The 16,608-nt window shown below is 63.1% G+C and carries 15 protein-coding genes; 11 read left to right on the plus strand and 4 right to left on the minus strand.

Annotation, left to right across the window (positions count from 1 at the left end; translation table 11 throughout):
• The first annotated feature begins 116 nt into the window (after nucleotides 1-116).
• From P9217_RS18345 to P9217_RS18370, 6 genes are all read left to right on the plus strand, one after another.
• Entirely contained in the window at nucleotides 117-1,388 is a 1,272-nt protein-coding gene (locus P9217_RS18345) for an efflux RND transporter periplasmic adaptor subunit (RefSeq protein ID WP_095802662.1), read from the plus strand.
• Complete coding sequence (locus P9217_RS18350; RefSeq protein WP_127241823.1) at nucleotides 1,385-4,543, plus strand: efflux RND transporter permease subunit; 3,159 nt, start codon at nucleotides 1,385-1,387, stop codon at nucleotides 4,541-4,543. The genes P9217_RS18345 and P9217_RS18350 overlap by 4 nt, the downstream gene beginning before the upstream one ends.
• A gap of 65 nt (nucleotides 4,544-4,608) precedes the next feature.
• Complete coding sequence (gene nthA / locus P9217_RS18355) at nucleotides 4,609-5,214, plus strand: nitrile hydratase subunit alpha (RefSeq protein WP_278087825.1); 606 nt, start codon at nucleotides 4,609-4,611, stop codon at nucleotides 5,212-5,214.
• Entirely contained in the window at nucleotides 5,211-5,870 is a 660-nt protein-coding gene (nthB, locus tag P9217_RS18360) for a nitrile hydratase subunit beta (RefSeq protein ID WP_095783766.1), read from the plus strand. The genes nthA and nthB overlap by 4 nt, the downstream gene beginning before the upstream one ends.
• The gene (locus P9217_RS18365; protein ID WP_067323256.1) at nucleotides 5,839-6,207 is read left to right on the plus strand and encodes a nitrile hydratase accessory protein; all 369 of its coding nucleotides are present in this window, start codon (nucleotides 5,839-5,841) and stop codon (nucleotides 6,205-6,207) included. The genes nthB and P9217_RS18365 overlap by 32 nt, the downstream gene beginning before the upstream one ends.
• Before the next feature lie 142 nt (nucleotides 6,208-6,349).
• Nucleotides 6,350-7,477 (plus strand): ATP-dependent RecD-like DNA helicase, encoded by a 1,128-nt coding sequence (locus P9217_RS18370; protein WP_095783855.1) that lies wholly within the window; start codon nucleotides 6,350-6,352, stop codon nucleotides 7,475-7,477.
• 105 nt (nucleotides 7,478-7,582) lie between these two features.
• Here P9217_RS18370 and P9217_RS18375 read toward each other — a convergent pair whose 3' ends face one another.
• A complete protein-coding gene (locus P9217_RS18375; RefSeq protein ID WP_067323262.1) occupies nucleotides 7,583-7,981 on the minus strand; it encodes an STAS/SEC14 domain-containing protein in 399 nt (132 codons plus the stop codon).
• Nucleotides 7,982-8,093: 112 nt separating this feature from the next.
• Between P9217_RS18375 and P9217_RS18380 the strand changes: the two genes are divergently transcribed.
• The 4 genes from P9217_RS18380 to P9217_RS18395 all read left to right on the plus strand — a co-directional run bounded on the left by P9217_RS18380 (nucleotide 8,094) and on the right by P9217_RS18395 (nucleotide 13,951).
• Nucleotides 8,094-8,834: a pyridoxine 5'-phosphate synthase gene (locus tag P9217_RS18380; RefSeq protein ID WP_278087824.1), complete on the plus strand. Its 741-nt coding sequence runs from the start codon at nucleotides 8,094-8,096 to the stop codon at nucleotides 8,832-8,834.
• Nucleotides 8,835-9,004: 170 nt separating this feature from the next.
• Complete coding sequence (locus P9217_RS18385) at nucleotides 9,005-10,831, plus strand: potassium transporter Kup (RefSeq protein ID WP_336618906.1); 1,827 nt, start codon at nucleotides 9,005-9,007, stop codon at nucleotides 10,829-10,831.
• 148 nt (nucleotides 10,832-10,979) lie between these two features.
• A complete protein-coding gene (locus tag P9217_RS18390; protein WP_127847196.1) occupies nucleotides 10,980-12,896 on the plus strand; it encodes a potassium transporter Kup in 1,917 nt (638 codons plus the stop codon).
• Between the two features lie 29 nt (nucleotides 12,897-12,925).
• Nucleotides 12,926-13,951, plus strand: coding sequence for an aldehyde reductase (locus P9217_RS18395; RefSeq protein WP_292201481.1), 1,026 nt, complete (start codon nucleotides 12,926-12,928; stop codon nucleotides 13,949-13,951).
• Nucleotides 13,952-13,986: 35 nt separating this feature from the next.
• Here the strand turns inward: P9217_RS18395 and P9217_RS18400 are convergent, their stop codons facing one another.
• On the minus strand, nucleotides 13,987-14,880 hold the full coding sequence (locus tag P9217_RS18400; protein ID WP_278087822.1) for an SDR family oxidoreductase: 894 nt from the start codon (nucleotides 14,878-14,880) through the stop codon (nucleotides 13,987-13,989).
• A 166-nt stretch (nucleotides 14,881-15,046) separates the two neighbouring features.
• Here P9217_RS18400 and P9217_RS18405 point away from each other — a divergent pair, with 166 nt between their 5' ends.
• Nucleotides 15,047-15,457: a helix-turn-helix domain-containing protein gene (locus P9217_RS18405; RefSeq protein WP_066998811.1), complete on the plus strand. Its 411-nt coding sequence runs from the start codon at nucleotides 15,047-15,049 to the stop codon at nucleotides 15,455-15,457.
• Nucleotides 15,458-15,550: 93 nt separating this feature from the next.
• Here the strand turns inward: P9217_RS18405 and P9217_RS18410 are convergent, their stop codons facing one another.
• Together P9217_RS18410 and P9217_RS18415 are read right to left on the minus strand one after the other, a co-directional pair.
• A complete protein-coding gene (locus P9217_RS18410; RefSeq protein ID WP_278087821.1) occupies nucleotides 15,551-16,270 on the minus strand; it encodes a glutathione S-transferase family protein in 720 nt (239 codons plus the stop codon).
• Between the two features lies 1 nt (nucleotide 16,271).
• A complete protein-coding gene (locus P9217_RS18415) occupies nucleotides 16,272-16,577 on the minus strand; it encodes a Rieske (2Fe-2S) protein (protein ID WP_278087820.1) in 306 nt (101 codons plus the stop codon).
• Nucleotides 16,578-16,608 lie beyond the last annotated feature (31 nt).

The following is a 16,608-nucleotide window of genomic DNA, read 5'->3' on the forward strand; positions in this document are numbered from 1 at the left end:
GCCCTTTTCCGCCAAAGCCTTGTCCTATCTATTCGGCGAAATTCGCGGCAACGGCCGTGAAATGAGCTGAGAATAGACCACCGGTTTCGGCGTGTCGGATAGAGGGCCAGTTGTCGATGCGCGGAAAAATCGCCTTTACAGTCGTCGCTCTGGCCTGCCTTGCAGGTGTCGGCCTTTATCTGTCGCCCGCCACAATGGGCAGGGTGCAGCAGCTGATCTCCGGCCAGCAGGCCGACACAGCCGGCGCCGACACGACCAAGGCATCGGGCAGCCAGAAGGGCGGCGCTGGCGGCGCGCGTTCCGCCTCGATCGTTTCGGCAACTGCGACGACCGCCGATTTTCCGATCCGTCGCTACGCCATCGGCTTCGTCTCCTCACCGTCGGTGGTCAGCGTAAATGCCCGTGTCTCCAGCCAGATCGTGTCGATCGCGGTGAAGGACGGGCAAATGGTCAAGGCCGGCGACCTTCTCTTCTCGCTCGATGACCGCGCACTGAAGGCGCAGCTTGCCAAGGATCAGGCGACGCTCGTCAAGGACCAGGCCCTGCTGGTGAGCGCCACGGCGGATCTTCAGCGCGCCAAGGACCTTGTCGCCAAGCAGGCTGGCACGCAGCAGACTTACGACCAGGCACTGGCGGCGCAGAAGGCCGCGGCCGCCACCATCGATGCCGACAAGGCGACGATCGACGCCGATACCGTCCAGTTAAGCTACGCGACCATCAGCGCGCCCATCTCAGGCAGGCTGGGAGCGGTCAACGTCTCGGTCGGGGATCTCGTCACCACCAGCAACGGCTCAAGCACCACGACGCCGCTTGTGACCATCACACAGATGGACCCGCTGCAGGTTAATTTCACTCTTCCGGAAAGCAACCTTGCTTTATTGCACAAGGCGCTGGCGAGCCCACAGCAAGGCGACGTGACGCTCACCAAGGACGGCGATCCCACGCCGATCGGCAAGGGCACGCTCGATTTCGTCGATTCCAGCGTCGACACCGCCTCCGGCACCATCGCCACGCGGGCGAGCATACCGAACTCCGATCTTTCGCTTTGGCCGGGGCAGTATGTGAATGTCATCCTTGATGCCGGCACGATGCCGCAGATGACCTCGGTGCCGACGGTCGCGGTGCAGCCGAGCCAGAAAGGTCCCTTCGTCTATGTGATCAAGCCGGACAACACGGTCGAGATGCGGCCCGTGCAGGTGGCGCTGACGGAGGGCGATAACAGCGCCATCAGCCAGGGCCTCAAGGGCGGCGAGAAAGTGGTGGTCGAAGGCCAGACAAGGCTAAAGGACGGCGCGACGGTGCACGAAGGCAAGACAGCGAGCAGCAGCGGCGATCAAAATTCGCCTAAGGTCGCTCAGGCCGACAAGGCCGGCGAGGCTCGCCCATGATTTCCGAATTCTGCATACGAAAGCCCGTCGCCACGCTGCTGATGTCGTTCGCCCTCGTGCTGGGCGGACTGTTCGCTTACAAGTTCCTGCCGGTTGCGGCGCTGCCCAGCGCGGAGTTCCCGGTGGTGAATGTCTCGGCCCAACTGGCCGGCGCTTCGCCGGAGACCATGGCGACCTCGGTCGCGACGCCGCTGATCAAGCAGTTCGCAACCATTGCCGGCATCGATTCGATTTCGACCACCAACTCGCTGGGCCAGACCTCGATCGCCATCCAGTTCGTGCTCAACCGCGACATCGACGCGGCTGCCGCGGACGTTCAGGCAGCCATTGCGCGCACGCAAAAATCGCTGCCGCCGCAAATGACGGCGCCGCCAAGCTATCGCAAGGTCAATCCGGCCGATGCGCCGATTCTTCTGATGTCGCTGGTCAGCGACACCGTTCCACTCACCGACCTCGACGCCTTCGCCGAAAACGTCATCTCGCCCTCGCTGTCGACCATCGATGGCGTTGCGCAGGTTTCGATCTACGGACAGCAAAAATATGCGGTGCGCATCCAGATCGATCCGACCGCGCTCGCCGCGCGCGGCATCTCGATCGACCAGTTGCAGACGGCCGTGGCCTCGGCCAACAGCAACACCCCGCTCGGCGTGCTGCAGAACGACAAGCAGCAGCTGACGATCACGGCCAACACTCAGTTGATGAACGCCGCCGATTTTTCAAACATTATCATCGCCACCAAGAACGGCCATCCGGTGCGGCTGGGCGAGGTCACGCGCGTCATCGACTCGGTCGAAACCACGACGACGGCGAGTTGGTATGACGGCACGCGCGCCATTATCATGGCCGTGCAGCGCCAGCCCGACGCCAATACGGTCGACGTCGTCGACAAGGTCAAGGCGATGCTGCCGTCTTTCCAGGACCAGATGCCGGCTGCCGCGAGCATCAAACTGCTCAACGACCGATCCACCTCGATCCGCCAGGCCGTCGACGACGTGCAGTTCACGCTGCTCCTGACCATCGCGTTGGTGGTGATGGTGATCTTCGTGTTCCTGCGCCGCGTCACGGCAACGATCATCCCGGCGGTGGCCGTGCCGATCTCGCTGATCGCGACGCTCGGCGCGATGTTCCTGTTCGGCTTCTCGATCGACAACATCTCACTGATGGGTCTGACGCTGGCCGTCGGCCTAGTCGTCGACGACGCGATCGTCATGCTCGAAAACATCTTCCGCCACATGGAAGAGGACGGGCTGTCGGCTTTCGACGCCGCGGTCAAGGGCGCGCGCGAGATCGGCTTCACCATCATATCGATTTCGATTTCGCTGGTGGCGGTGTTCATCCCCGTGCTTCTGATGGGCGGCGTCATCGGTCGCATCTTCAACGAATTCGCCGTCGTGGTGACGGTCGCCATCCTGGCGTCGATGTTCGTGTCGCTGACCCTGACGCCGATGCTGTGCTCGCGGCTCTTGTCGGTGACCAAGGCCGATCGCGACGCGCATGCCGACGGTCACAGACATGATCTCATCACGCGTGGCTATGACTGGATCCTGAGCTTCTGTCTGCGCCACACCTTCCTGGTGTTCCTGGTCTTCGTCGGCACCGCGGCAGCCTCCGTCTGGCTGATCCAGGTTTCGCCGAAGGGCTTCTTCCCGCAAGAAGACATAGGCCAGATCTCGGTAACCACCATCGCCCGCCAGGACATCTCCTTCGACGCGATGACGAAGCTGCAGAGCCAGGTCGCCGACGTCTTCTCGCATTCGCCTTACGTCGATCACGTCGCCTGGTCGGTGGGCAGCGGCAATAATGCGCTCAATCAGGGACAGTTGTTCGTGCAACTGAAGGACAAGGACAAGCGTCCCGACATAGAGAAGGTGCTTTCCGATTTGAGGCGGCAGCTGTCCGGCGTCGCCGGCATCGAAACCTATATGCAACCGGTGCAGAACCTCAGGCTCGGCTCGCGGTCCTCGGCCAGCGCCTATCAGCTGGTCGTCCAAGGCCTCGATAACGGCGCGACGGACGCCTGGGCGCAGAAATTGAACGACGCCATGGCCGCCGATCATAAATTCTTCACTGACGTCACAAGTGATTTGCAGAACAACGCGCTGCAGGCGTCGCTGGTCGTCGATCGCGACAAGGCCGCTCAGCTCGGTATCGACACGGACACGCTGCGCTCCGCCCTCTATGGCGGCTTCGGCACCGATCAGGTCTCAACCATTTTCGGCTCGGCCGACAGTTACGAAGTCATCACCGAGCTCGATCCGAAGATCGAGTGGTCGCCGGAGCGCATGCTGGCCATTCAGGTGAGAACGGCGAGCGGCAGCCTCGTTCCTCTCGGTGCCTTCGCCCGGGTCGATCGTACGGCCGGCGCCTTGACGGTCAACCAGCTTGGCCAGCTGCCGGCGGTGACGATCTCCTACAACCTGCCGCAGGGTGTCTCGCTCGGCGACACGGTGACCCGCATCAACCAGCTCAAGGACCAGATCGGCATGCCGCAGGCGATCGGCACCACCTTCGCCGGCACAGCCAAGACGTTCCAGGATTCGCTTGCCAACCAAGGGCTGCTGATCGGGGGCGCGATCCTCACGATCTACATCGTGCTCGGCATGCTCTACGAGAGCTTCATCCATCCGCTGACCATTCTGACGGGCCTGCCATCGGCGGTACTGGGCGCGGTGGTTGCATTGCGGCTCTTCGGCATGGACCTGTCGGTCATAGCCGTGATCGGCATCCTAATGCTGATCGGCATCGTCAAGAAAAACGGCATCATGATGATCGACGTGGCGCTGGAGTTGAGGCGCGAAGGGATGTCGGCGCTGGACTCCATCCACAAGGCGTGCCTGATGCGTTTCCGGCCGATCATGATGACGACGCTGGCGGCCTTGATGGGCACGTTCCCGATCGCGCTCGGCACCGGCGCCAGCGCCGAGCTGCGCCAGCCGCTCGGCGTTGCGGTGGTCGGCGGCCTGCTCGCATCCCAGGCGCTGACCCTGTTCGTCACGCCGGTCATCTATGTCTATTTCGAGCATTTCTCCGGCTGGCTGCTCAGCTTCTCCTCGAAGAAGAGCCGGCCGGCGTTGCATGCGGTCGAGCCGGTCGAGCAGCCCTCGCTCTTCGACCCCGGAGAAAATGCCGAACCGAAAAAATTGGCCGCCGAATAGGCGGCTCGGCTCTGGCCCAAGGCGCCGAGCTTGCGGGGGCGTGCGCACGATCGTAACCTTGCGCCATGTCCCATGATCACGACCACGACAACGAGCTCGATCCGTTTGCGGCGCGCGTGCGCGCATTGGAAACGATCCTTACCGAGAAGGGCCTGATCGATCCGGCGGCCATCGACGTCATCGTCGATACCTACGAGACGAAAATCGGCCCACGCAACGGCGCCAGGGTGGTGGCGAAGGCCTGGAACGATCCGGCCTATGCCGAATGGCTGAAGCGCGACGCGACGGCGGCAATTGCCTCGCTCGGCTATACCGGGCGCCAGGGCGAGCACATGCAGGCGGTGTTCAACACGCACGAGACGCACAACCTCGTCGTCTGCACGCTCTGCTCCTGCTATCCGTGGTCCGTGCTCGGCCTGCCGCCGGTCTGGTACAAGGCGCCGCCCTATCGTTCGCGGGCTGTTATCGATCCGCGCGGCGTGCTGGAAGAATTCGGGCTAACCTTGCCCGCGGGCAGGAAAATCCGCGTCTGGGATTCGACGGCCGAGCTTCGCTATCTGGTGGTGCCGATGCGGCCGAAAGGCACCGACGGCTGGAGCGAGGAGCAACTCGCCGGCCTGGTCAGCCGCGATGCGATGATCGGCACGGCGCTGGCGAAGGAGCCGGCATGAACGGGCCACAGGATCTCGGCGGGCAGATGGGGTTCGGGCCGGTCGCGCCCGAGACGGACGAGCCTTACTTCCATGCTGCCTGGGAGCGGCGGGCGCTTGGCGTCACGCTCACTGCCGGCGCCATGGGTGCCTGGAACATCGACGAGAGCCGGCATGCGCGAGAGTCGCTGCATCCCGCCGATTATTATTCGTCGAGCTATTACCAGATCTGGATCCAGGCGCTTGAGGTACTCCTGAAGCGCCATGGCTTCGTGACGGAACGCGACCTTGCCGCCGGCAAGGCTGTCGATCCGGCGTCGACACCCAAACGCGTGCTGAAGGCTGCCGATGTGCCTGCCGTGCTCGCCAAAGGTGGGCCTTGCGACCGTCCCGTGGCTGCGCCGGCGCGCTTCCAGGCGGGCGACCGCGTGCGGACGAAGAATTTCAGTCCGACCGGCCATACGCGCCTGCCGCGCTACGCGCGCGGCAAGAACGGAAGGATCGAGGCCGTTCGCGATGGCTTCGTGTTCCCGGACAGCAACGCGCATGGCAAGGGCGAGAACCCGCAATGGGTCTATACCGTGGTTTTCGACGGCGCCGAGATCTGGGGCGAGGGCGCCGACCCGACGCTTGAGGTCTCGATCGATGCCTGGGAGAGCTACCTTGAGCCCGCATGAGACCGAACTGCCGGGCGGCTTCGACGATCCGGTGTTCGCCGAACCGTGGCAGGCGGAGGCTTTCGCCATCACGGTCGCGCTGCACGACAGCGGCTTGTTTTCGTGGAACGAATGGGCGGACGCCCTGTCCGCCGAAGTGAAGAAGCCGGACGCCGCGAGGGACGGCCACGACTATTACGAGCACTGGCTGTCGGCGCTGGAAAAATTGCTGGCGACCAAGGGCGTCGCCGGCAAGCACGAGATCGATGCGCTCGCGGCCGCCTGGGAGCGTGCCGCCCACGCCACGCCGCACGGCAAGCCGATCCTGCTGGAGAATGATCCCGGAGCCCACCGGTAGCCCGGACTCAAACTTCGTTCCCTTAGGTTCTTGTTTGCGCCTGATAGCGTGCCGAGCTGATAATGAATGAGACCGTCGCCGATGACGCCGGTGATGGCACGCCAACCTTGTGTTTCGCTCGCGAATCCGGTCTGTCGAACTGATGGAATTCTCTCCCCAACAGGACGAGGCTTTGAAGGCGGTCGGCCGCTGGCTGAAGGACGGGCGGCCGCAGATCTTCCGCCTGTTCGGCTATGCCGGCACCGGCAAGACGACGCTTGCGCGCTATTTCGCCGAGCACGTCGACGGGCAGGTGCAATTCGCGGCCTTCACCGGCAAGGCTGCCCAGGTGCTGCGCTCCAAGGGAGCGACCAACGCCCGCACCATCCATTCGCTGATCTACAGGCCGAAGGGCGAGGAATCGGTCGAGGACCAGGTGACCGGCAAGACGTCGATGTCGCCGACCTTTTCACTCAACCGGCAAAGTCCGATCGCGCGCGCCAAGCTCGTCGTCATCGACGAATGCTCGATGGTCGACGAGCAACTCGGCCGCGACCTGCAGAGCTTCGGCACGCCGATCCTAGTGCTCGGTGATCCGGCGCAGTTGCCGCCGATCTCGGGCGGCGGCTTCTTCACCGAGCACGAGCCGGATGTGCTGCTCACCGAGATCCATCGCCAGGCTCGCGACAACCCGATCATCCGGCTGGCGCTCGACGTGCGAGAAGGCCGCGAGTTCATGCATGGCGACTACGGCACGGCGCAGGTGATCGGCAGGGAAGGGGTCACGCAGGATCTGGTGATGAAAGCCGATCAGGTACTGGTCGGCACCAACCGCACGCGGCGGCGCTACAACCAGCGCCTGCGCGAGCTGAAGGGCTTTTCCGCCGATTATCCGCAGGCCGGCGACAAGCTGGTTTGCCTGCGCAACGATCCGGCCAAGGGGCTGCTCAACGGATCGCTGTGGAAAGTGATGACCTCGTCGCGCGAGACGGTGAAGCCCGGCATCAACCTGCTGGTCTCGCCGGAGGAGGACGATCCCGACCGCGGCGTTGCCAAGATCAAGCTGCTGAAGGCGGCGTTCGAGGATCCGGATGCCGAGATTCCATGGCAGCAGAAGAAGCGATTCGACGATTTCGACTACGGCTATGCGCTGACCGCGCACAAGGCGCAGGGCTCGCAGTGGAACGACGTCGTGTTGTTCGACGAGAGCTGGGCCTTCAAGGAGACCCGGCAGCGCTGGCTCTATACGGCCATCACGCGTGCGGCCGAGCGGCTGACGATCGTGCGATAGAGCGGTTCACCGGGTCAGGAAACGGTAAACCCCTCTAGCTCGTTGCTTTGGCGCAATTCCGAACGGAAAGCCGTTCTCACCTTTCCTGGAAATGCTCCAGTCCGCTTATTCCGCGGGCCTCGCATCGAGCCATTGCCAGGCCGCGGCTTCGTCCTGACTGGGGAAATGCCGGAATTCGAACGGCAGAACCTTCGGAAAGAAGTCGCCGACAAGCGATGCCCAGCGCGGTTCGCCGATAGCTGCGCAACGGACGACATGCTCCAGCGCGTCGGCCACACCTTGCTGCAGCGTCTCTTGCGAGATGTTGGCCCAATCGACGCTCTCCTCGTCAGTCAGCCGCACCAGCACGTCGATCCTCGGGTGCAGGGCATAGGCAGCTTCCAGCAGGCCGAACAGGTTTTCCGCATCCGCCGGCGAGACATCGCCGACGACGTCGATGGCAAAAAGCGCGTCACGGTTGGTTTCAATGCGGCGTATCGCCGGCACCGCCTCGAGGAAATTCACTGGCAAATCCTTGTGTTGGCCATCAGCTAGTCTCTGGAACACCGGAAACCCACTATCTGTTCCCTGCAAAGGCGCTATAGATGCCCGCCAAAACCAAGCTGGATGCCAATTCATGCCTGCAAAGCTTTCGGTCAACCTCAACGCTGTCGCCATGCTGCGCAACCGCCGCGACCTGCCGTGGCCGAGCGTCACGGGGCTGGGGCGCATCGCTCTTGCCGCCGGCGCGCATGGGTTGACCGTCCATCCACGTCCCGATGAGCGGCATACGAGACATTCCGACCTGCCGGAGATCAGGGCGCTGCTCGACGATGAGTTCCCCAAGACGGAATTCAACATCGAGGGCTATCCGACAGAGGATTTCCTGGCGCTTGTCGAGAAGAACCAGCCGGAGCAGGTGACACTGGTGCCCGACGATCCGGCGCAGGCGACGTCGGACCACGGCTGGAACTTCGTCGCGCAGGCCGCGTTCCTGACACCGATCGTCAAGCGGCTGAAGAAGGGCGGATTTCGCGTGTCGCTGTTTTCCGACGCCGATGCGGCCGGCGTGAATGCCGCGCGCGATACCGGCGCCGACCGGATCGAACTCTATACCGGGCCGTATGGCGGTTACCATTCCGATTCCGCCAAGGCAGCCAAGGAATTGGAAAGACTGGGAAAAACCGCGGACGCGGCACTCGCGGCGGGACTCCAGGTCAATGCCGGCCACGATTTGACCGTGAACAATCTGTCGGCATTGATCAAACGCATCCCCGCATTGGCCGAAGTATCGATCGGACATGGGTTGACAGCGGATGCGCTGGAGTATGGCATGGCCGGCACGGTTGGGCGGTTCTTGAAGGCCTGCGGATGGTAGGGCGAGGATGCCTTGCGTAGCTCCGGCGTGTTCCGCGCTTTGCGGCAGCCTCGGAGCGTGGCGAATCTGATGAAGTGGGGTTCATGGTGCTAGCCAACGCCAGCGAAACAGAATCCCTCGAACCTTTGGGCCATGCCGAGGCCGAGCGGCAGCACAGCACCAAGGTTCTGATGCTCGGCGCGCTCGGCGTCGTCTACGGCGATATCGGCACCAGTCCGATCTACGCCTTTCGAGAGGCTCTCCATGCTTCAGGGGGAGTGGTGGCCCGCAACGATGTGCTCGGCGTGCTGTCGCTGATCGTCTGGGCGCTCACCATCATCGTCACGATCAAATATGTCGCCTTCGTGCTGAGGGCCGACAATAAGGGCGAGGGCGGCACGCTGTCGCTGATGGCGCTGGCACGGAGCGCCTATCCGCAGGGCTCCAGCCTGATCCTGGTGATCGGCCTCTGCGGCGCGGCCCTCTTCTTCGGCGATTCGATCATCACGCCGGCGATATCCGTGCTTTCGGCGGTTGAAGGCCTGGAAGTCATCACGCCGGCGCTCGATGCCTATGTCGTTCCGATCACGCTGGTGATTCTGGCGGTGCTTTTCGCCGTGCAGCGTTTTGGCACGGGCAAGGTGGCGGCAGTGTTTGGACCCATCACGGCGACATGGTTCGTGGCCATCGGCGTTGCCGGCCTCTATCACATCGTCGACGACTGGTCCGTCCTGTTGGCTATAAACCCCTACTATGCGGTCTATTTCCTGGCCACCACGCCGACGGGCGCCTTCGTCACCGTCGGCGCGGTTTTCCTCGCGGTCACCGGCGCCGAGGCGCTCTATGTCGACCTTGGCCATTTCGGCCGCAAGCCAATCGTGCTGGCCTGGTTTTCCATCGTTTTCCCTTGCCTGCTCCTCAACTATTTCGGGCAGGGCGCCTTCGTGCTCTCGCACGGCGGCAAGCCGACCAACCCGTTCTTCCAGATGCTTCCCGAATGGGCGCTGATGCCGATGGTCGCCCTGGCAACGGCGGCGACGGTCATCGCCAGCCAGGCGGTGATCTCCGGCGCCTTCTCGCTGACCAGACAGGCGGTGCAGCTCAATCTTCTGCCGCGCATCGAGGTGCAGCACACATCGGAGATGCAAAGCGGCCAGATCTATATGCCGAGGGTCAATCTGCTGGTCGCGCTCGGCGTGATGCTTCTGGTCGTCGGCTTTGGCAGCTCGAGCGCGCTCGCCTCCGCCTATGGCATTTCGGTGACCGGTGAGATGCTGATGACGACGATCCTCTTGTTTGTCGTCATGCGCTGGCTCTGGAAATGGCAGCTGGCGCTCGCATTGGCGCTGGCGCTGCTCTTCGGCGTCATCGACCTCGGCTTCTTCTCGGCCAATGTCGTCAAGATGGTCGAAGGCGGTTGGGTGTCGATCACTGTCGCTTTGATCATGGGGCTGATCATGTGGACTTGGATTCGCGGCACCCGCTACCTATTCGACAAGACGCGCCGCAACGAAATCCCGCTCGACTTCCTGGCGGCGAACCTTTCGAAGAAAAAGCCGCAGCTGGTGTCCGGCACCGCCGTGTTCCTGACCAGCGATCCGCTGAGCGCGCCGACCGCGCTCATGCACAGCCTGAAGCACTATAAGGTGCTGCATGAGAAGAATGTCATTCTTTCCGTGGTGACCGCGCCGCAGCCGGTGGTGCCGGACAGCGAGCGGGTGAAGATGGAGACGGTCAACGAGCTGTTCATGCGGGTCACGCTGACCTTCGGCTACATGGAGCAGCCGAACATTCCGCGCGCACTGGCGATCTGCCGCAAGCAAGGATGGAAGTTCGACATCATGACGACGTCCTTCTTCCTGTCGCGGCGCTCGCTGAAGGCCTCGCCCAATTCCGGCATGCCGATCTGGCAGGACAGGCTGTTCATCGGCCTTGCGAAGACGGCGGCGGATGCGACGGAGTATTTCCAGATCCCCACCGGGCGCGTGGTCGAGATCGGTACGCAGGTCGCGATCTGACGCTTCAAGCATCCACATTGTGCCATAGATTTGAATGCACCTCTGCAGGTCGAGCCTTGCACTGGCGGTATGGGAGCCCTAACGCCAGGGCACTTGATATTGCACTGCAGCAAGCGTAGAGCACCGCGCATTTTATCGGAGTGTCGTCATGGCCCTTGCCAATGGTGCTGAGGCAGAACCCGTCGAGCAAACCGGGCATCCGGAAATAGAGCAGCACAGCACCAAGGTGCTGATGCTGGGTGCGCTGGGTGTCGTCTATGGTGATATCGGCACCAGCCCGATCTACGCGTTCCGCGAGGCGCTCGTTGCTTCCTCGCGCGGTGAGGTCGCCGATCGCGGCGATATCCTTGGCGTGCTGTCGCTGATCATCTGGTCGCTGACGATCATCGTCACGATCAAATACATCATGTTCGTGCTGCGCGCCGACAACCGTGGCGAAGGCGGCGTGCTCTCGCTGATGGCGCTGGCGCGCAGCACTTTCGCGACGCGTTCGGCGGTCATCCTGGCCATCGGCATCGCCGGCGCCTCGCTTTTCTTTGGCGACGCCGTGATCACCCCGGCCATCTCCGTGCTTTCGGCCGTCGAAGGCATGAATGTCGTGACACCCGCCTTTCAGCCTTATGTGGTGCCGCTGACGCTGCTCATCTTGGCCATTCTGTTTGCGGTGCAGCGGTTCGGCACAGGTGGTGTCGCCTTGATCTTCGGGCCGATCACCGCCGTGTGGTTCCTCGCCATCGGCCTGTCCGGGCTGAATCACATCATTGCCGATCCTGAAATCCTTTGGGCGATCAGCCCGCACTACATCGTCGCCTTCCTGATCCACTCGCCGGACGTGGCTTTTGTCACGATCGGCGCCATTTTCCTGGCCGTCACCGGCGCGGAGGCACTCTACGCCGACCTCGGCCATTTCGGCCGCAAGCCGATCGTGCTGGCATGGCTGGCGATCGTATTTCCCTGCCTGCTATTGAACTATGCCGGGCAGGGCGCTTTCGTGCTCGCCAAGAACGGCGTCGTCGGCCATCCGTTTTTCGAGATGAATGAAGGCTGGGCGCTGATCCCGATGGTGATTCTGGCGACGGCAGCGACCGTTATCGCCAGCCAGGCGGTGATCTCCGGTGCCTTTTCGCTGACCAGGCAGGCGGTGCAGCTCAACATGCTGCCGCGGCTGGAGATCCTGCATACGTCCGAAAAACAGTCGGGCCAGATCTACATGCCGCGCGTCAACATGCTGCTGGCGCTGGTGGTGATGCTTCTGGTGGTCGGTTTCGGCGCGTCCAGCAGACTTGCCTCGGCCTACGGGATCTCGGTGACCGGCAATATGCTGGTGACGACGGTGCTCCTCTTCGTCGTCATGACCCGTATCTGGAAATGGCAGCTCTGGGTCGCGGTGTCGTTAACGGCTCTGTTTGCCTTCATCGATGTCGGCTTCTTTGCCTCCAACATCGTCAAGGTGTTCGAAGGCGGCTGGGCGTCGCTCGCCGTGGCTTTCGCCATCATCCTCGGCATGTGGACCTGGGTGCGCGGCAGCCGCTACCTGTTCGACAAGACGCGCCGCAACGAAATCCCGCTCGACTTCCTGGCGGCGAACCTTTCGAAGAAAAAGCCGCAGCTGGTGTCCGGCACCGCCGTGTTCCTGACCAGCGATCCGCTGAGCGCGCCGACCGCGCTCATGCACAGCCTGAAGCACTATAAGGTGCTGCATGAGAAGAATGTCATTCTTTCCGTGGTGACCGCGCCGCAGCCGGTGGTGCCGGACAGCGAGCGGGTGAAGATGGAGACGGTCAACGAGCTGTTCATGCGGGTCACGCTGACCTTCGGCTACATGGAGCAGCCGAACATTCCGCGCGCACTGGCGATCTGCCGCAAGCAAGGATGGAAGTTCGACATCATGACGACGTCCTTCTTCCTGTCGCGGCGCTCGCTGAAGGCCTCGCCCAATTCCGGCATGCCGATCTGGCAGGACAGGCTGTTCATCGGCCTTGCGAAGACGGCGGCGGATGCGACGGAGTATTTCCAGATCCCCACCGGGCGCGTGGTCGAGATCGGCACTCAGGTCGCCATTTGAGGGACTGCAACGCCTAAAGCGGTGAGTTGGTGCTCGTTACCGGCGGCTCCGGGTTCCTCGGCGCGCACTGCGTTCTAGCCCTGTTGCAGGCAGGCTACCGCGTCCGCACAACAGTGCGATCCGCCAAGCGCGAAGCCGATGTTCTCGCCATGCTGAGGGTCGGCGGTGCCGAGCCGGGCGATGCGCTTTCCTTCGCCTACGCCGATCTGATGACAGACCCCGGCTGGCTGGAAGCGGTCGCGGGATGCCAGTACGTTCTTCATGTCGCTTCGCCGTTCCCGCCGGGCGTGCCGAAACACGAGGACGATCTGATCGTTCCTGCGCGCGAGGGTGCGCTGCGCGTGCTGCGGGCCGCGCGCGATGCGGGCGTCAAACGGGTGGTGCTCACCTCGTCCTTTGCCCCCATCGGCTATGGCCAGAGGCCAATTCCGGGCAGTCCGTTCACGGAAGAGAACTGGACCAACCTGGCGGCCAAGGTAAGCGCCTATGTGAAGTCGAAAACGCTGGCGGAACGTGCGGCCTGGGATTTCATTGCCAGCCAGGGCGGAGCGCTGGAACTGACGGTCGTCAATCCGGTCGGGATCTTTGGACCGGTCCTGGGGCCGGATCATTCGACCTCGACGGACTTCATCAAGCGCTTGCTGGACGGCGAGATGCCGGGTCTGCCGCGCATGGTGTTCGGCCTGGTCGACGCGCGGGACGTGGCGGACCTGCATCTGCGCGCCATGACCAGTCCCGCCGCCAAGGGGGAGCGGTTCCTCGCCATCAGCGGCGATTTCATGACGACGCTGGGGATCGCACAAACGTTGAAATCGCGGCTGGGCAGCGTTGCGTCGCGCGTTACGACGAGAATGCTACCGGACTGGCTGGTCCGGACCGTCGGACTGTTCGACGGGCAAGCAGCCCAGATCGTGACGGAACTGGGCAAGGCCAGAAACGCAACCGGGGCCAAGGCCATGCGCATGCTCGGCTGGGCGCCGCGATCGCGCGAAGAAGCGCTCGTCGCCACCGGCGAAAGCCTGGTCCGGCTCGGATTGCTCAAAAAGTCGAGGTGACGCGCCCGGGAGAGTACCCCCCCAGGCGCAACGGTTCAGCCAAGCAGTGCGGCTTTGTTCCCTTCCAGGAACTGCTTGAGCGTCTTCGGCTTGCGGCCCGACAACGTCTCGATAGCGTCGGTTACCATGCCGATACGGCCGGAGCGTGTGTTGGCGTCGAAGGATACGACAATGCGCGCAAAGTCCTCGGGAAGGCCGGCCGCCTTGACGCCCTCGGTCAAAGCCTCGTCAGGTAATTGGATAACCTCCAGCGGCTTGCCAGTGACTTCGCTCACCAGAGCGGCAATTTCGTTCGTCGTGTAGGCATGCGGGCCGGTCAGCGTGTAGACGCGGCTCTCCGTCGAGCCGGAAGCGAGGCTCGCGGCGATCGCGGCGGCCATGTCGTCGCGCGCGGCGTGCGCGATCCGACCGTCACCGGCCGACGTGTACCACTTGCCCGACGAAATGGCGTGCGGCAGCGCCATGAAAAGGTTCTCCTGGTACCAGCCGTTGCGGAAGATGGTGTAGGCAATGCCGCTCGCCTTGATGGCCTGCTCGGTGCCGTAGTGGTCGCCGGCAAACAGCACCGGCGAGACCGGCTCGGGATTGGGCATCGAGGTGTAGAGGAGGTGCGAGACGCTTGCCGCCTTGGCTGCGGCCACCGCGGCCTGATGCTGCTTGAGGCGCCGGTCCCTCTTCAGGTCGAGCTCACCGGTCGAGACGATCAGCACTCGGTCGGCGCCTTTGAACGCGCGCTCCAGCGAGGCCGGATCGTCGAAATCGGCCGGCCTGACGACAATGCCGAGGGCTGCCAGGTCGCGGAGATTTTCGGGATTGCGCGTGGTTGCGATGATATTTGCCGGCGCGACTTTCTGCGCATCGAGCAGATGGTTGATCACGGCGCGGCCGAGATGGCCGGAAGCGCCGGTGACAAGGAGAGTTTCGGTCATGGGAGGTTCCTGAAAATTGCGTCGAAGGGATTTGAACGATGGTCTCAAAAAGAGACCAGCACTAAAATAAGAATTGACCAGGGGCCGTAAAGAAGGCAGTTTTCCGGGAGGTAGGCACAGCCGGGGAACCACCGGCGGGTCGCCGCTTCGATCAATGGATGTCGCGATGGACAGCAAGATCTTCAGTCTGAAATCGAAGCTCGAGGTCTACAAAGCCATGACCGGCGGCGGCAATTTCGCCGACTGCCCGGTCCGCGATGTGATCCAGGGCATCAGCGGCAAATGGAGCTCGCTGCTGGTCATGGCTTTGGCCGAGAAGCCGTACCGGTTCGGGGAGTTGCGCCGCCTGGTGCCCGACATTTCGCAGCGTATGCTGACGCAGACGCTCTACGACCTGCAGCGCGACGGCTATGTGCATCGCGAAGTCTTTCCGACCAAGCCGCCGAGCGTTGAATACAGCCTCACCGATCTCGGCCGCTCGATGTTCGCGCCGTTGCAGATGCTGATCCAATGGGCCGAACTCAACCACGATGCCGTTCGTGAGGCGCGCGTCGCCTTCGATGCCGCGCAGGCCTGAGCCTTTCCTTCCCCGATACAAGCGTCAAAACGTCGCTTGCGCCGGTGCCGCAGTTGCTCGCCGCCATGGTCGCGGGAACGGTGATCGATCCGTTCAGGCCGATCGGGCTTGCGGAATCGCAATGGCCTGCAGCCGGATCATCCGCGATAGATAAGATGCCTTTGCCCGCAGGAAGGCGTGCAGCCGCAGCGGATAGTCCGGACTGACAGCCTCCTTCACCGATTGCCGGTCGCTCAACGCCTTGCGCCAGGCCTGGACGAGAGGCTTACCGTCCAGGATGCCGCTAGCGCCGATCTCGTCGAACGTGTCGAAGTAGCGGAAGATCGGCCCGTAGACGGCGTCGACCATCGAGAAGCGCTTCCCGGCGAACCACGGACCGCTCCGCCTTGCCGACAGTTCCGCCTCGACACGCTCAAACAGTTCCGACAAGCCGCTGCTTTCCTTGAGGAAGCCGGCCTCATCGGCGGCGGAATAGAAGCGCCCGATGGCGTTGAGGATGGCCGAACCGAATTCGACCCAGGAGCGGTGCCTGGCCCGCATGAGCGGATCGGCCGGGTGCAACGGATTGGCCTGCGTCTCCTCGAGGAATTCGAGAATGACGACGGATTCGAAAATGATCTCCTCCTTGCTGCCGTTTCGAACGCAGAGCAGCGGTACCTTGCCGAGCGGCGAGATAGCCTTGAACCAGTCGGGCTTGCTGGCAAGGTCGACATTGACGCGCTCGAACGGCACGCCTTTCTCGGCGAGGGCGATTGCCGCACGCTGGGCGTAGGGGCAAAGGTGATGACTGACGAGGGTGAGTTTGGCCGTCATCTTATTCTCCCCAGACATAGTTCAGCGCGCCGTCCTCGACGCGGGTCGACAGGAACATCGGGCGCGAGCCCTTCGGCGCCGGGCCTACGAGGCGCTCGCCGCTTTGCATGTCGAAGCGGGCGCCGTGCCACTGGCAGATGAAGGCGCCGTCCTTGCAGTCGAGTGGCCCGCCGAAATGCAGGCAGGCATTGGCTGCGGCACGGACACGCTCGCCGCTGCGGCAGACGTGGACCTCGCGGCCGAAGAAAGGCGCGATCAGGCTGCCAGTCTGCGGGATGTCGGCCACTTTACAGATCTCATGCTTCATCGGGAACTCCTTATCGATGCAATTGCATCTA

It is taken from the genome of Mesorhizobium sp. WSM4989, assembly GCF_029625795.1.
Lineage (GTDB): Bacteria > Pseudomonadota > Alphaproteobacteria > Rhizobiales > Rhizobiaceae > Mesorhizobium.

Bases quoted from the DNA above. Each gene is read 5' to 3' on its own strand.
- P9217_RS18345 (WP_095802662.1), top strand. From the start codon at position 117: ATGCGCGGAAAAATCGCCTTTACAGTCGTCGCTCTGGCCTGCCTTGCA.
- P9217_RS18350 (WP_127241823.1), top strand. From the start codon at position 1,385: ATGATTTCCGAATTCTGCATACGAAAGCCCGTCGCCACGCTGCTGATG.
- nthA (WP_278087825.1), top strand. From the start codon at position 4,609: ATGTCCCATGATCACGACCACGACAACGAGCTCGATCCGTTTGCGGCG.
- nthB (WP_095783766.1), top strand. From the start codon at position 5,211: ATGAACGGGCCACAGGATCTCGGCGGGCAGATGGGGTTCGGGCCGGTC.
- P9217_RS18365 (WP_067323256.1), top strand. From the start codon at position 5,839: ATGCCTGGGAGAGCTACCTTGAGCCCGCATGAGACCGAACTGCCGGGC.
- P9217_RS18370 (WP_095783855.1), top strand. From the start codon at position 6,350: ATGGAATTCTCTCCCCAACAGGACGAGGCTTTGAAGGCGGTCGGCCGC.
- P9217_RS18380 (WP_278087824.1), top strand. From the start codon at position 8,094: ATGCCTGCAAAGCTTTCGGTCAACCTCAACGCTGTCGCCATGCTGCGC.
- P9217_RS18385 (WP_336618906.1), top strand. From the start codon at position 9,005: ATGCTCGGCGCGCTCGGCGTCGTCTACGGCGATATCGGCACCAGTCCG.
- P9217_RS18390 (WP_127847196.1), top strand. From the start codon at position 10,980: ATGGCCCTTGCCAATGGTGCTGAGGCAGAACCCGTCGAGCAAACCGGG.
- P9217_RS18400 (WP_278087822.1), bottom strand. From the start codon at position 14,880: ATGACCGAAACTCTCCTTGTCACCGGCGCTTCCGGCCATCTCGGCCGC.
- P9217_RS18405 (WP_066998811.1), top strand. From the start codon at position 15,047: ATGGACAGCAAGATCTTCAGTCTGAAATCGAAGCTCGAGGTCTACAAA.
- P9217_RS18410 (WP_278087821.1), bottom strand. From the start codon at position 16,270: ATGACGGCCAAACTCACCCTCGTCAGTCATCACCTTTGCCCCTACGCC.
- P9217_RS18415 (WP_278087820.1), bottom strand. From the start codon at position 16,577: ATGAAGCATGAGATCTGTAAAGTGGCCGACATCCCGCAGACTGGCAGC.